Annotated in this window: 13 protein-coding genes; 7 read left to right on the forward strand and 6 right to left on the reverse strand. The window is 67.8% G+C overall.

All coding sequences use genetic code 11. The features are described 5' to 3' along the window. Positions 1-158: 158 nt before the first annotated feature. From MWN33_RS12885 to MWN33_RS12895, 3 genes are all read right to left on the reverse strand, one after another. Complete coding sequence (locus tag MWN33_RS12885) at positions 159-1,733, reverse strand: tripartite tricarboxylate transporter permease (protein WP_247201282.1); 1,575 nt, start codon at positions 1,731-1,733, stop codon at positions 159-161. A 10-nt stretch (positions 1,734-1,743) separates the two neighbouring features. Further along, on the reverse strand, positions 1,744-2,247 hold the full coding sequence (locus MWN33_RS12890; RefSeq protein WP_247201283.1) for a tripartite tricarboxylate transporter TctB family protein: 504 nt from the start codon (positions 2,245-2,247) through the stop codon (positions 1,744-1,746). Between the two features lie 73 nt (positions 2,248-2,320). Further along, complete coding sequence (locus MWN33_RS12895; protein WP_247201284.1) at positions 2,321-3,316, reverse strand: Bug family tripartite tricarboxylate transporter substrate binding protein; 996 nt, start codon at positions 3,314-3,316, stop codon at positions 2,321-2,323. Positions 3,317-3,760: 444 nt separating this feature from the next. Here MWN33_RS12895 and MWN33_RS12900 point away from each other — a divergent pair, with 444 nt between their 5' ends. From MWN33_RS12900 to MWN33_RS12920, 5 genes are all read left to right on the forward strand, one after another. After that, positions 3,761-4,867: an AbrB family transcriptional regulator gene (locus tag MWN33_RS12900; RefSeq protein WP_247201285.1), complete on the forward strand. Its 1,107-nt coding sequence runs from the start codon at positions 3,761-3,763 to the stop codon at positions 4,865-4,867. Beyond that, positions 4,851-5,645: an SDR family oxidoreductase gene (locus tag MWN33_RS12905; protein WP_247201286.1), complete on the forward strand. Its 795-nt coding sequence runs from the start codon at positions 4,851-4,853 to the stop codon at positions 5,643-5,645. The genes MWN33_RS12900 and MWN33_RS12905 overlap by 17 nt, the downstream gene beginning before the upstream one ends. Positions 5,646-5,656: 11 nt before the next feature. Next, positions 5,657-7,024, forward strand: coding sequence for an MmgE/PrpD family protein (locus MWN33_RS12910; protein WP_247201287.1), 1,368 nt, complete (start codon positions 5,657-5,659; stop codon positions 7,022-7,024). A gap of 10 nt (positions 7,025-7,034) precedes the next feature. Next, positions 7,035-8,129, forward strand: a complete 1,095-nt coding sequence (locus MWN33_RS12915) for an isocitrate/isopropylmalate dehydrogenase family protein (RefSeq protein WP_247201288.1) — start codon at positions 7,035-7,037, stop codon at positions 8,127-8,129. A 157-nt stretch (positions 8,130-8,286) separates the two neighbouring features. After that, positions 8,287-8,985, forward strand: coding sequence for an FCD domain-containing protein (locus MWN33_RS12920; protein WP_247201289.1), 699 nt, complete (start codon positions 8,287-8,289; stop codon positions 8,983-8,985). Positions 8,986-9,093: 108 nt separating this feature from the next. On the opposite strand, the gene MWN33_RS12925 is transcribed toward MWN33_RS12920, so the two are convergent. Next, complete coding sequence (locus MWN33_RS12925; RefSeq protein WP_247201290.1) at positions 9,094-10,125, reverse strand: PdxA family dehydrogenase; 1,032 nt, start codon at positions 10,123-10,125, stop codon at positions 9,094-9,096. A gap of 16 nt (positions 10,126-10,141) precedes the next feature. Further along, on the reverse strand, positions 10,142-10,897 hold the full coding sequence (locus MWN33_RS12930) for an FCD domain-containing protein (RefSeq protein ID WP_247201295.1): 756 nt from the start codon (positions 10,895-10,897) through the stop codon (positions 10,142-10,144). A 302-nt stretch (positions 10,898-11,199) separates the two neighbouring features. Between MWN33_RS12930 and MWN33_RS12935 the strand changes: the two genes are divergently transcribed. Both MWN33_RS12935 and MWN33_RS12940 read left to right on the forward strand, forming a co-directional pair. Next, positions 11,200-12,279, forward strand: a complete 1,080-nt coding sequence (locus MWN33_RS12935; protein ID WP_247201303.1) for a tartrate dehydrogenase — start codon at positions 11,200-11,202, stop codon at positions 12,277-12,279. A gap of 31 nt (positions 12,280-12,310) precedes the next feature. Then, positions 12,311-13,738: an MmgE/PrpD family protein gene (locus tag MWN33_RS12940; protein WP_247201305.1), complete on the forward strand. Its 1,428-nt coding sequence runs from the start codon at positions 12,311-12,313 to the stop codon at positions 13,736-13,738. 59 nt (positions 13,739-13,797) lie between these two features. On the opposite strand, the gene yghU is transcribed toward MWN33_RS12940, so the two are convergent. Further along, positions 13,798-14,676: a glutathione-dependent disulfide-bond oxidoreductase gene (gene yghU / locus MWN33_RS12945; protein WP_247201318.1), complete on the reverse strand. Its 879-nt coding sequence runs from the start codon at positions 14,674-14,676 to the stop codon at positions 13,798-13,800. Between the last annotated feature and the right edge of the window lie 36 nt (positions 14,677-14,712).

Consider the following 14,712-nt stretch of genomic DNA (forward strand, 5'->3'; position numbering starts at 1 on the left):
GCGGGAGGGGCTTTTTTGTGCCTGGTGCCGGCCGGCGAGCCGCGCGCGCCGACCGGATACCGGGTGGGCTCGACCATCCCCGCAAAGAAAAAAGGGGCGGGTGTGAACCCGCCCCCCGTTGGGGAGTGATCGTCGGCGGCAGGCGCCGCCGGGGCGCCTCAGCCCTTGCTGGGCGTGGTGTGGGCGGCATTGGCGGCCGCCTCGTCGCGCAGGCGCTCCATCGCCAGCGCCTCGGCCGCCTCGGCCCGGTTCTGCTTGCGCTTGCCCCAGGCGGTCATCGCCAGCGAGGCGAACATCACCGCGAAGATGGCCATCGCCGCCGGCCGCTCCAGTATGTACATCGGGTTGCCGCCGGAGAGCTGGTAGGAGCGCAGGAACTCCGTCTCCAGCATGCGCCCGAGCAGGATGCCGACCACCACCGCCGAGACCGGATATTCGTAGCGGTTCAGCGCGTAGCCGAGCAGCGCGAAGACGAACAGCGTGATCGGGCCGGCCGCCTCGCCCGTCACCGCATAGGTGCCGAGCGTGGCGATGACGAGGATCGCCGGCAGCACGTAGCGTGTACGCACCTTCATGATGTTGGAGGCGACGTAGATGAAGCCGATGCCCACCGCCAGCAGCACGATGGCCTGGACGATGTTGTTGAGGATGATGGCGTACACCATCGGCTTCTGCGTCTCGATGAAGCTCGGGCCCGGCACGATGTTGTGCATCATGAAGGCGGCGATCAGGATCGCCGTCGCGCCGCCGCCGGGGATGCCGAGCGCCAGCATGGTGGCCATGGAGCCGCCCTCGCCGCTCGCCACCGCCGATTCGGCGGCGATGACGCCCTTGGGGTTGCCCTTGCCGAAGGTCGCGCTGTCCTTGGCGGTGCGCTTGGTCTCGGCATAGGCGATCAGGTTGCCGATGGACGAGCCGACGCCCGGCACGGCACCGATGATGATGCCGATAATCGAGCCGCGCAGCAGCACGCCGGGATACTTCATCGTGCCCCAGCAACCCTTGAGGATCTTGCGCAGGCTGACCTCGCGCGAGCCCTCGGCCTCGATGATGTAGTCACGGGTGGCGAGGCTGAGCAACTGGCTCGCCGCCAGCAGGCCGATCATGGCGGGGATCGGCGCGATGCCGTCGAGCAGCACCGGCAGGCCCAGCGTGCCGCGGGTGAAGCCGGCGGTGTTCATGCCGACCGTGCCGAGCAGGATGCCGAAGGCCGCCGCGAGCAGTCCACGGCTGATGTAGGTGGAGCCGAGCGAGCCCAGCAGCATCATGCCCCAGATCGCCACCGCGAACATTTCCACTGGACCGATGCGAAGCACGATGTCGGCCAGCGGCTCGATGACGAGCAGCAGCAGCAGATAGCCGGCAATGCCGCACAGGGTGGAGGCGAACAGCGCGTAGCCCAGCGCCTCGTTATGCTCGCCCTTCTGCGACATGGCGTAGCCGTCGAAGGTCGTCGCGAAGGAGGATGGCGATCCCGGTATGTTCATCAGGATCGCCGGCACCGACCCGCCGAACCCCGCACCGGTATAGACCGAGGTGAGGAAGACGATGGCCGAGAAGAAATCCATGTAGAGCGACATCGGCAGCACGATGGCCATGGCCATGGTGATGGAGATGCCGGGAATGGCGCTGAAGACGAGGCCGACGATCAGGCCGGGGACGATCCATCCCCAGGACCCGACCGAGGTGAACATGATGCCCAGCGCATCGTTGAAGGCGGTAATGTCGATCATCGGGCGCGCCTCACAGCAGGGTGGTGGGCATGGGATAGGAGATCAGGGCGCGGAACCCGTAGATCGTGACCAGGGTGACGGCGAGCGAGAACACCAGCAGATGCACCGGCCGCCGCTCGCCGCAGATGGCCATCGCCGCCGCCGCAAACAGGAAAATAGCGATATCGAAGCCGATGACGTCGAGCAGGAAGACCATCAGGCCAAGCGACACGCCCAGCGCCACCATGCGGATGATGTCCGAGTGCCCCGTGGAGACCTCGATGGCGAAGGGGTCCTTCTCGCCGCCCGCCCTGGGCGCCGCGACGGCGTCGACCTTGCGGAAGCACTGGGGAAGGATGAACAGGTACATGGCCAGCGCGAAGATCGCCACCGGCTGCACCAGCAGCAGATTGTTCACGCTGAGCGACACGCTCCGCGCGTCAAAGAGGTACCAGAAGACCGCGCCGGCGATCAGCGTGATGAGTGCCAGATGGCCGTAGTCGATGACGTAGGTTTGCCGACCGATACGCATCATCAGCTCCATGAGACGGGGGAGTGAGAATGAAGGCGGGCCGGCGACACGCGCGGCCCGCCCCCGTCGGTGCGGCCTACTTCAGCAGGTCGACGTACTTGGCCATCTTGGCGGCGTTGTCGAGATACGCCTTGTCGGACGCCTCAGGGCCGTACCAGGTGGTCGCGAGCTCCTGGAGCTTAAGGGCCTCGATGGCCGCCGGGTTCTTGCTCGCGCGCTCGATGGCGCCGACGAGGAACTTGTAGATTTCCGGCTGCTCGTTCTTGAGCTTGGTGGTCACGGCCCAGCCGCGCTGCGAGCCTTCCACGAAGTCCGGCTTCAGGCCGCTCGCGCCGATCAGGGGCGCGTCGGGATACCATTCCACCTTCTCGGCCGCGAACATGGCGAGCGGGCGGATCTTGGTCTTCAGCGGCAGGAAGCCCTCGCCGCCGACGAAGCCGACATCGACCTGGGCGCCGGCGGTCGCGTTGCGGGCCGGACCGCCGCCGTCATAGGTCACGATGCGCAGCTTGGTGGGATCGATATCGGCCGCCTGGAAGGCCAGCACCATGTTGGCGTAGTCGGCCGAGGCCGGCTGCACGCCGATGCTGAGGCTGGACGGGTCCTTCTTCAGCTTCTCGATCACTTCGGCGAAGGTCTTGACCGGGCCGTTGGAGGAGGTCGCCGCCAGCGTGTAGTCACGCGACGGCAGGTTGATCATCGAGAAGTCCTCGACCTTGTACGGCGCGTTCTGCAGCAGCACGGTCAGCGGGATATAGGGCGCTGCCGAGGTGCACAGGATGGAATAGCCGTCGGCCGGCTGGTTCAGCGCGTAGGAATTGCCGAGCTGCGTGCCCGCGCCGGGCTTGTTCACGATCACCAGCGGCTGCCCCACCTCCTTTTCGAGGAAGGTCAAGAAGGCGCGCGACAGGCGGTCATTGTAGCCGCCGGTGGCGAACGGCACGATGACGTTGATCGGGCGCGTCGGATAGTTCGCGGCGCGCAGGATCGACGGCATCGCGACAAGCCCGCTGGCCGCCGCGAGGCCGCCCGCGGTGATTTTGAAGGCGTCTCTGCGTGTGAAATCTGTCATGTTTTCCTCCCGCCGTTCCATCTCGATCGGTCGGCCGGACGCATTGCGTTCTCGGCCACGTGGACTAGGCAGGACGAGACTGTATCCCCGCCCGTCAACTGTCAACACATTTGCTGAGAGCCGGAAGCGAATTCCCCGGCCGTACCGGGTCAAGCCGGCGGGATCATTGCCTTTTCCGCCAATATTTTCCCCGCTCCCAAGGCCGCCGCAGGGGTCGCGAAAGCCGTCCGCATCGCGCACGATCTGTTGACAGTTGTCATTGATGCTGTCTCAATCCGGCCGGGTTCCGCCGGCGGTGCGCCGCTGTGAGACGGGCCGTCGGGAGGTTGTCATGTTCGTCCACCGCGTCGCCAGCCGGGCCCTGCCCGCCTCATCTCCAGCACGCGCGCGGGTCCGCGCGGGCGCAGGGATAGGGCGCGCGCCCGCGGAGGCGGCGGCGGTCTGATGGCGGAGATTCCGAAGGATTCCGGCGAATCGAGCCTGCTCGCCTCGCCCCGACTGCGCTGGTGGCTGCGCTTCCTCGTCACCTACGCCATCGGCGCGGCCGCCGGCTACGCCGCCTCGCTCGCGCATATCCCCCTGCCCTGGATGCTGGGGCCGCTCTTCGTCTGCGGCCTGCTCAACGTGTCCGGCGTGCCGCTGCAGGCCGGCCCACATCTGCGCGAGATCGGGCAGGTGGTGGTCGGCCTCGCCATCGGCATGCGCTTCACGCCGCATCTGCTGCTCGTCTCGCTCGAACTGCTGCCGGCCATGCTGGTGGCGACGCTCTACATCATCCTCGCCACCTTCATCGGCGCGCTCATCATGCGCCCGCTGGCCCGCATCGACCCGACCACCGCCTTCTTCGCCACAGCCGCCGGCGGCATGGCCGACATGGCGGTGGTGGCGGCGGCGCGCGGGGGCGACACCAACGCGGTCTCCATCGTCCACGCCCTGCGCGTGACGACGGTGGTGTCCATCGTGCCCTTCATGGTGTTCGCCTTCGGCGAGCCGGGCAATGTGAACACGGCCGACCCCGCGACCTCGCACGATCTTCTGCTGCTCGCGCTCGGGCTGGTCGTCGCCTATCTCGGGGCGCAGGCGCTGCGCCCGACCGTCATCCCCAATCCCTGGCTGCTCGGCTCGCTGCTGCCGAGCGCGGCGCTCGGCGCCTCGGGCCTGCTCAACGTCGCGGTGCCCGGCATCCTCATCGTCGCCGCGCAGATCATGATCGGCGTCTGGCTGAGCATGCGGTTCCGGCGCGAGCTGTTCGTGCGCCTGCCGCGTGTCGCCGCCTCGGGCCTGCTGGTGGGCGTGCTGCTCATCTTCGCCGCGCTCGCCGGGGCCGAGGTGCTGGCGCTGGCCACCGGCCTGCCGCTGACCACGAGCTTCCTCGCCCTCGCGCCGGCCGCCATCACCGAGATGGTGCTGACCGCCAAGGCCATGCATGCCGACGCCGAGCTGGTGACGGCCTTCCACATCGTCCGCATCGCGGTGATCTCGTCGACCATCCTCATCGTCTTCCGGGTCTACCGCTTCGTCTTGAGGAGTCATTATGGATCTGGGGTTTGACGGTCGCCGGGCCGTCATCGTCGGCGGCAGCTACGGCATCGGCGAGGCGACGGCGGAGATCCTGCTGCGCGAGGGCGCGCAGGTGATCATCGCCTCGCGCAGCCGCGACAATCTGGAGGCCGCTGCCCGGCGTCTGGAAGCCGCGACCGGCCGCGCGCCGGACATCTTCGTAGCCGATGTGGTGGACGACCCCAACGCCGCCGAGGCGCTGGCGGCACAGGCCGCGACCCGCTGGGGCGCGCTCGACGTGCTGGTCAGCGCGGTGGGCGGCAGCGTGCGCGCCGACTTCGCCACGCTCGCGGACGAGGACTGGCTCGCCAGCTACCGCTTCAACGTGCTCTCGACCGTGCGCACCGTGCGCGCGGGCACCGCGCTCCTGGCGAAGGGCGAAGCGCCTGCCGTCGTCACGCTGGGCGCCGCCGCCGCCAAGATGCCCTATGCGCATCAGGTCATGACCAATGTCCACAAGGCCGGCCTGCTCGGCCTCGTGAAGACGCTGGCGCTGGAACTCGGCGAGCTCGGCATTCGCATCAACAGTGTCGGCCCCGGCCGCACCAAGACCGCGCTCTGGACCAACCGCGCCACCCGCATGGCGGCGGAGCGCGGCGTACCGGTGGAGGAGATCTACGCGGAATTCTCGCACGAGATTCCACTCAAGCGTTTCGCCGAGCCGCAGGAGATCGCCGTCATGGTCGCCTGGCTCGCCAGCCCCCTCGCCAGCTACATCACCGGCCAGGCCATCAATGTCGACGGCGGCATCGCGCGCGGCCTCGTTTAAAGGAGAACAGAATGTCCCAAAAAGACGTCACCAAGCAGCTCGCCGCCTGGATCGTGAAGACCGGGCTCGACGACATCCCCGCTTCCGTCCGCGACGAGGGCGTGCGCACCTTCTTCAACTGGCTGGGCTGCGCCGTCGGCGGCGCGCGCCATGAGACGGTGGATTGCGCGCTGGCCGGCATCTCGCCCTTCGCCGGCAGGCCGCAGGCCACCGTGATCGGGCGCGGCGAGCGCCTCGACGTGCCGAACGCGGCGCTGATCAACGGCATCTCCTCGCATGTGCTCGACTATGACGACACGCATCTGAAGACCATCATCCACCCCGCCGGCCCGGTCGCCTCGGCGCTGCTGGCGACGGCGGAATACATGCCGGTCTCCGGCGCCGACTTCCTCAACGCGCTGATCGTCGGCGTCGAGGTCGAATGCCGTATCGGCAACAGCGTCTATCCCGAGCATTACGACCGCGGCTGGCACATCACCGGCACGACCGGCGTGTTCGGCGCCGCCGCCGCCGTCGGCCGCCTGCTCAAGCTCGACGAGACGCAGATGACCTGGGCGCTCGGCATCGCCGCGACGCAGGCCTCGGGCCTGCGCGAGATGTTCGGCACCATGTGCAAGAGCCTGCATCCCGGCGCCGCCGCCCGCAACGGCGCGCTCGCCGCCTTCCTCGCCAAGGCCGGCTTCGACAGCTCGCTGCAGGCCATCGAGGCGCCGCGCGGCTTCGCCAACGTGCTCTCCACCAAGCAGGACTACAACGAGATCCTTGGCGGTCTGGGCGAGACCTGGGAAGCCGGGCTCAATTCCTACAAGCCCTTCGCTTGCGGCATCGTCATCCACCCCACCATCGACGGCTGCCAGCAGCTTCGCGAGGAGCTGGGCGCCGAGGTCGGGAAGATCGCCGCCGTGCGCCTGCGCACCCACCCCCTCGTGCTGGAGCTGACCGGCAAACGCACGCCGAAGACCGGGCTGGAGACCAAGTTCAGCGTCTTCCACGCCGCCGCCTGCGCCCTGCTGCGCGGCGACGGTTCGCCCACCGCCTTCACCGACGAGGCCGCCAACGCGCCCGAGATCATCGCCCTGCGCGACAAGGTGGATGCGACCTCGGACACCTCGATCCACGAGGCCTCCGTGGTGATCGAGGTCGAATTCGAGGACGGCCGCACGATCGAGAAGACCATCGAGCGCGCCATCGGCAGCCACGACAAGCCGCTGAGCAACGCGCATCTGGAGCGCAAGTTCGCCCACCAGTCCGGCCTCGTGGTCGGCGACGAGGTGACGAAGCAGTTGATGGCGCTGGCCTGGCGCCTGCCGGAGCTGGCGGACGCCGGCGAGGTCGCCCGCGCCTCGGTGCCGGCGAACCTGCGCAACGCGGCGGAGTGAGGGGAGCACCATGACCCACGCCCCCCTGCGCATCGGCGTCCTCAACGGCGACGATATCGGCCACGAGATCGTGCCCGCCTCCCACGCCATCGCCGATGCGGCGGCGCGGGCGAGCGGCCTCGCCATCGACTGGCGGCCCATGCCGCTCGGCCGCAAGGCGCTGGACGAGCTCGGCCACACCATGCCGCCCGGCACGCTGGAGACGCTCGGCACGCTCGACGGCTTCATCCTCGGGCCGATCGGCCACATGGCCTATCCCAAGGTGCCGGAGGCGATCAATCCGCACCCGATCCTGCGCAAGAGCTTCGACCTGTTCGCCAATGTGCGTCCCACCCGCTCCTATCCAGGGCTGGGCTGCCTCTATGACGACATCGACCTTGTCATCGTGCGCGAGAACAATGAGGGCTTCCAGCCGGACCGCAACGTGGTTGCCGGCTCGGGCGAGTTCCGCCCGACGCACGACACCACCATCTCGGTGCGCGTCATCACCCGCGAGGGCAGCCGCAAGGTCGCCCGCGCGGCGCTGGAGATCGCCCGCGCGCGCAAGAAGCGGCTGACCGTCGTGCACAAGAACACGGTGTTCAAGCTCGGCTGCGGCATGTTCGTGGAGGAGTGCTACGAGGCGGGGAAGGAATTCCCCGACGTCGCCATCGAGGAGGTGATCGTCGACACCTTCGCGATGAAGCTGGTGCGCGAGCCCCAGCGCTTCGACGTCGTCGTCACCACCAACATGTTCGGCGACATTCTCACCGACGAGGCGGCGGGTCTGGTCGGCGGGCTCGGCATGGCGCCGGGCCTGTGCATCGGACGCGGCGAGATCGCCATGGCGCAGGCGACGCACGGCTCGGCGCCCGACATCGCCGGCAAGGGCATCGCCAATCCCTATGCGATGATCGAATCCACCCGCATGCTCATCGAGTGGCTCGGCCGCCGCCGGAGCATCCCCGCCGCCGCGCGCGCCTCGGAACTGATGAAGGCCGGCATCGAGGCGGCGCTGGCCGATCCGGCCACCCGCACGCCGGACATTCTCGGCACCGGCACGCAGGGCGACATGGTGGAAGGCATTCTGGCGGCGATGCGCGAGCGCGCGCCGGTGGCGGCCTGAACGCCCGCGAGGGCGGAACTGCGAGGGGCGGCGGGCCTGGCGCCGGCGCCCCTCTGGTATTTCGAAGACAAAATGCCGCATCCATCCTTCTACCGGGCGCGACGCGCAGAAATTAAGAGCCTTTCGATTCCTGATTGTCTACAATCGACGGATGAGCATGGGCAGCGATTCAAACCATTTGGCCGACCTCTCCGTGGTGAAGAGCGTCTCGCTCACCAGCGCGCTCGAAAAGGAGCTGGAGCGGCTCATCCTCACGGGCGAGCTTGAGCCGGGCGAGCGGATCAACGAAATTCACCTCTCGAACCGCTTCGGCACCAGTCGCGGCCCGATCCGCGAGGCGACGCGCAGCCTGGAGGCCAAGGGCCTCGTCGAGGTGGTGCGCAATCGCGGCGTCTTCGTGCGCCGCCTGTCGGTGGAAGATGCCGTCGAAATCTACGACGTGCGCGCCGCGCTGTTCGGCCAGGCCGGGCGCCTGCTGGCCGAGCGAATGACCGACGGGTTGCTCGGACAGCTCACCCGCATGGTCGACGAGATGGACGCCGTTGCCGAGCGCGGCAGCTTCGACGACTACTACCCGCTCAATCTCAGCTTCCACAATCTCATTGTCGGCTCGTGTGGCAACCGCACGTTGCAGGCGGAATATCACCGCTTCGTCAACAAGCTTCACCTGTTCCGCGCCCGCGCGCTGGTGCAGGGCGGCGGGCTCGCCGTGTCGAACCGCGAGCATCGCGCCATGCTGGAGGCGCTGGCCTCCGGCGACGGCGACCGGGCGCAGATGACGCATTGGCGCCACGTCGCCCTCGCCAAGCGCCGCCTCATCGCCGCCGTCGACGGCGCGGCGTCCCGTATCGACTGACTTTTCGTCACCGGCTGGAGCCGAGGCGAAGACGTGGATCCCCGGGTCAAGCCCGGGGATGACGTCGTTTCGTGGGTCAGCTTGAGCCCGAGCCAGACGGGTTGCCCCTCACGCCGCCGCGCGCGCCTCGTTCTTGCGCGAGGCCACCCGCGCGGCGAGGCGCACGGCGGACTGGAAGGCGCCGATATCGGCGATGCCCTTGCCCACGATGTCGAATGCGGTGCCGTGCGCGGGGGTCGTGAACACGATCTCCAGCCCCGCGGTGATGGTCACGCCCTTGTTGAAGCCCTTTAGCTTCGTCGCGATCTGCCCCTGGTCGTGATACATGGCCAGCACGCTGTCGAAGGCGCCGCTGAAGGCCTTGATATAGACCGTGTCCGAGGGGAACGGGCCGGTGCAGTCGATGCCTTCCTTCGCCATCGCCTCGACGGCCGGGCGGATGAAGTCGATCTCTTCCGTGCCGAACATCCCGCCCTCGCCGGCATGCGGGTTGAGCGCGGCAACCGCGATACGCGGCTTGTCGATGCCGGCCTTGCGCATGGTGTCGTCGGCGAGGCGCAGCGCCCGGCAGATGGAATCGAAGGTGACCTGATCGAGCGCGGTGCGCAGCGAGACATGCGAGGTCACGCGCGTCATCCACTGACCTTCCAGCACGTTCATCTCGCTGAACGGGCCCTTGTGGTCGAGCAGATGGGCGAACATCTTGTGCTCGTCCGGGAAGCGCCAGCCGCCGTTGAACATGGCCTGCTTGTTGAGCGGGGCAAAGCACACGCCCTCGACCTCGCCGGCCTTGGCGAAGTCGATGGCGCGGGCCAGCGTGTCGCCGGTCAGCCGGCCGGAATCAGGGTTGGCGACGCCGAGCTCGAAGGCGGCCGGGTCGATATTGCCGAGGTCGACCACCGGGATTTCCGGCGCGCTCCAGTCCACCGCCTTGGGCGAGGGATAAAGCTTGGTGTTCAGCGTCACGCCGGCATGGCGCGCGCCCATCTCCAGCACGCGGATATCGCCCACCACCACGAGGCGCGCCACGTCACGCAGGCTGCCTTCGGCCAGCAGGCGGGCGGTCTGCTCGGGGCCGATGCCGGTGCAGTCGCCGGGCACCAGGGCGAGGACCGGGAGGGAGGAGGAAGTGCGCGTCATGGAATCACCTGTCTGACTATCTGTCGTTGGATGGCCGGTCTTTCGACCGGGTGTTGCGCGGATCGAGCGGACCGGGCCGCCCCTCCGTCGCGCTGTCGTCTTCGAGCGTGCGCAGGAAGCGCGCCTTGCCGGCGAGGATGTGCCGCTCCAGCAGCCGCGCCGCGCCGGTGCCGTCGCTCTGCCGCAGGGCGTCGAGAATGGCCTTGTGTTCGTCGTTCGAGGTGCGCATCGAGCCCGGCAGCACGAGGCCGCGCCGGCGGAAAAGGTGCAGCTCCGCCTCCAGCAGCGGGTAGAGCTCGATCAGCTTGGCGTTGTCGGAGGCGACCACCACGTGCCGATGGAACTCGTTGTTGAGCTGGTAGAAGGTGGCGATGTCCGGCGCCTCGATGGCCGCGTCCATGCGGGCGATCAGCTCTTCGAGGTCGCGCAGCTGCACCGTGGTGACGATGGCGGCGGCCAACCGCCCGGCGGTGCCGAACAGGCCGGCGCGGATGTCGTAGAGGTCGAGCGCCTCCTTGGTGCTGACCTCGCGCACGAAGAAGCCGCGGTTGAGCTCGCTGCGCAGCAGGCCGATCTGTTCGAGCGCCCGGCAGGCCTCGCGCACCGGGCCCCGGCTGATGCCGAGCCGCAGCGCCAGCGTGCTCTCATTGATGCGGGTGCCGCTGGTGAGTTCGCCCGTGCCGATCATGCGCTCGATCTCGCGCTGGATCACCGGCACGAAGGATGCGGTGCGCGGGGTGCGGACGGAATTGGCTGGCGAGCGGCGGAGCATGCGGCAATCTGGCCCGTTGAATCGAAAATTGTCAACACTGATGACGATTATGACGACAACGATGCCCTATTTGCCACGCGACATTCATTCCGTTGGGGCAACGCGTCTGCTGCGTTGCAACGAGATAAAATCCTCACAAATTCAGTAGGCATAACGACAGGGTGAGACTAAGTCGGAGCCGCCCGGGGAGGTTTTCAAAGCGCTGTTTTTCTGAAAAGTGTTGACAGTTGTCGGTTCGTTGAACACTGTCCTCCCCGGCTTAATGTGCCGGTGCCGGCTGCCAGCGATATTCAGGAGTTCCCATGACGACTTATTCCATTGCGGTCATTCCCGGAGACGGGATCGGCAACGAGGTGGTGCCGGAGGCGCAGCGCGTTCTGGAGGCGGCCAGCCGCATTGGCGGCTTCTCCTTCGACTGGACCCATTACGACTGGAGCTGCGAGCGCTTCGCCAAGACCGGCGCCATGATGCCGGCCGACGGCCTTGCCCAGATCCGCGACAAGGACGCCATCTTCCTCGGCGCCGTCGGCTTTCCCGGCGTGCCGGACCACGTGTCGCTCTGGGGCCTGCTGATCCCGATCCGTCGCGGCTTCCACCAGTATGTGAACCTGCGCCCGGTGAAGCTGCTCGCCGGCGTCGAGAGCCCGCTCAAGGGCCGCGAGCCCGGCTCCATCGACTTCTATGTCGTGCGCGAGAACAACGAGGGCGAATATTCCTCCATCGGCGGCCGGCTCTATGACGGGCTCGACGACGAGCTGGTAATGCAGCAGTCGATCTTCACCCGCCGCGGCTGCGACCGGGTGATGCGCTACGCCTTCGAGCTGGCCAAGGGCCGCAAGCAGCACGTCACCTCCGCCACCAAGTCGAACGGCATCAGCCACACCATGCCGTACTGGGACGAGCGCTTCGCGGCGATCTCCAAGGAGTATCCCGGCTTCACCACCGACCAGTACCATATCGACATCCTGACCGCGCATTTCGTGCGCAACCCGGACTGGTTCGACGTCATCGTCGCCTCCAACCTGTTCGGCGACATCCTCTCCGATCTCGGCCCGGCAGTGGTCGGCTCCATCGGCATCGCGCCCGGCGGCAACATCAACCCGGAGAAGGACTATCCCTCCATGTTCGAGCCGGTGCACGGCTCGGCGCCGGACATCGCCGGCAAGGGCGTGGCCAATCCCATCGGCCAGATCTGGTCGGGCGCGATGATGCTGCGCCATCTGGGCGAAGAAGCCGCCGCCGGCGCCATCGAGAAGGCCATCGAGGACGTGCTCGCCCGCCGCGACAGCCTCACCCGCGACCTCGGCGGCACCGCCGGCACCCGCGAACTCACCGATGCCATCATCGGCGCCCTGCCCTCCTCCGCCGCGAACGCCGCCTGAGCGCGTCGAACGACAGAACAGGAAACGCACCATGACGCTGCACCAGACCAATCCCGCCCAGGCCCAGCCGATCGTCGAAGGCCTGACCCAGGACGTCGCCGAGTTCGTGGTCGGCACCACCTATGCCGACCTGCCGGCGGACGTAATCGAACTCGGCAAGAAGTCGATCCTCGACGGCATCGGCCTCGCCCTCTCCGGCTCGGTCGCCAAGAGCGGCGAGTACATCCAGGCCTATCTCGACGGGCTCGGCATCAAGGAAGGCCCGGCGACCGTCATCGGCACCTCGCTGAAGGTGCCGCCCCGCTTCGCCGCCTTCGCCAACGGCGTCGGCATCCATGCGGACGACTATGACGACACCCAGCTCGCCGTCGCCAAGGACCGCGTCTACGGCCTGCTGACCCATCCCACCGCCCCGGCGCTGCCGGCGGCGCTGGCGGTCGCCGAGGCCGGCGGGCGCTCGGGCCAGGACATGATGCTGGCCTATCATCTCGGCGTCGAGGTGGAGTGCAAGATCGCCGAGGCGATCAACCCGCGCCACTACCAGCACGGCTTCCATGCCACCGCGACCTGCGGCACCTACGCTGCTGCCGCCGCCGCCGGCAAGATCAAGGGGCTGAGCGTCGAGCAGATGGTGCGCGCCTTCGGCTGCGCGGGCAGCCAGTCGGCCGGCCTGCGCGAGAACTTCGGCACCATGATGAAGCCGTTCCACGCCGGCCGCTCCTCGGAGAGCGGCGTGGTGGCGGCCGACTTCGCGGAACTCGGCTGGACCACCACCGACAAGATCCTGGAAGCTCCGCGCGGCTTCTTCCAGGCGGCGGGCGGCGGCTTCGACGCCGACGCCATCGTCGGCAAGCTGGGCGCGCCTTGGACCTTCGCCTCCCCCGGCGTCTCCATCAAGCCGCATCCGTCGGGCTCGCTCACCCATCCCGGCATGACGAAGATGCTGGAGCTGATCCGCACCCACGGCATCAAGGCCGAGGATGTGGAGCGCGTCGATGTCGGCACCAACCAGAACATGCCGAACGCGCTGATCCACCACCGCCCGAAGAACGAGCTCCAGGCCAAGTTCTCCATGGAGTTCTGCATGGCGATCCTGCTGCTCGACGGGCGCGGCAGCCTGCCGGAATTCACCGACGAGACGGTGGAGCGCGAGGACGTCAAGGCGATGATCGAGCGGGTGAACTTCCACGTCCACCCGGAGGCCGAGGCCGCCGGCTACGACAAGATGACCACCATCATCGACATCCACATGAAGGACGGGCGCACCATTTCCGGCCGCTCGGACTTCGGCAAGGGCAGCCCGGCCAACCCGATGACCTATGACGAGGCGGCCGACAAGTTCCGCGGCTGCGCCGAGTTCGCCAAGTGGGACAAGGCCAAGACGGAGGCGATCATCGAGACCGTCCGCCGTCTGGAAGCCGTCCGGGACATCCGCGAGCTCACCGCGCTCTGCGCCTGACGGCAGCCGGTCCGATGAGGGGGCGTCCCGCGCGAGCGGGGCGCCCTTTTTCGTTGCCTTCAGCCGGCCGCTTCCAGCTTATCCTGCGTCTTCGTGTCGAAATCGCTCGCGTCGTGGCGTTCGCGCAGCTGCTCGGCGAGCGGGCCGTTCATGCGGTTGACGCTGCGCCCGCGCCTGACCGCCGGGCGTTCGAGGATGGCGTCGGCCCAGCGCAGCACATGGGTGTATTCGTGGGTCGAGAGGAACTCGGCGGATGCGCCGTAGTGCCAGCCCTTGGCGAGCCCGCCATACCAGGGAAACACCGCCATGTCGGCGATGGTGTAATCCTCGCCGGCGAGATACGCGCTCTCGGCAAGGCGTCGGTCGAGCACGTCGAGCTGGCGCTTGGTCTCCATCGCGAAGCGGTCGATGGCGTATTCGATCTTGGTCGGCGCATAGGCGAAGAAATGGCCGAAGCCGCCGCCGAGATAAGGCGCGCTGCCCATTTGCCAGAACAGCCAGGACAGGCACTCGGCCCGCCCGGCCGGATCGGTCGGCAGGAAGGCGCCGAACTTCTCCGCGAGATAGAGCAGGATGGCGCCGGATTCGAACACGCGGATCGGCGTCGAACCGGAGCGGTCGAGCAGGGCCGGAATCTTCGAGTTGGGGTTGATCCCGACGAAGCCGGAGCCGAACTGGTCGCCCTCGCCGATCCTGATCAGCCAGGCGTCGTACTCTGCGCCCGCATGGCCGAGCGCCAGCAGTTCCTCCAGCAGGATCGTCACCTTCTGGCCGTTCGGCGTGCCGAGCGAATAGAGCTGGAGCGGGTGCTTGCCGACCGGCAGCTCCTTCTCATGGGTCGCGCCGGCAATGGGCCGGTTGATGTTGGCGAAGGTGCCGCCATTCGCCTTGTTCCAGGTCCACACCTTGGGCGGCGTGTAGTCGGACGTCTCGGACATCGGGGAAAACTCCACATGCTGGGCGGCGCGCGCCAA

Origin of the sequence: Ancylobacter koreensis (assembly GCF_023016525.1) — a bacterium.
In the GTDB taxonomy this organism is placed as follows: Bacteria; Pseudomonadota; Alphaproteobacteria; order Rhizobiales; family Xanthobacteraceae; genus Ancylobacter; species Ancylobacter koreensis.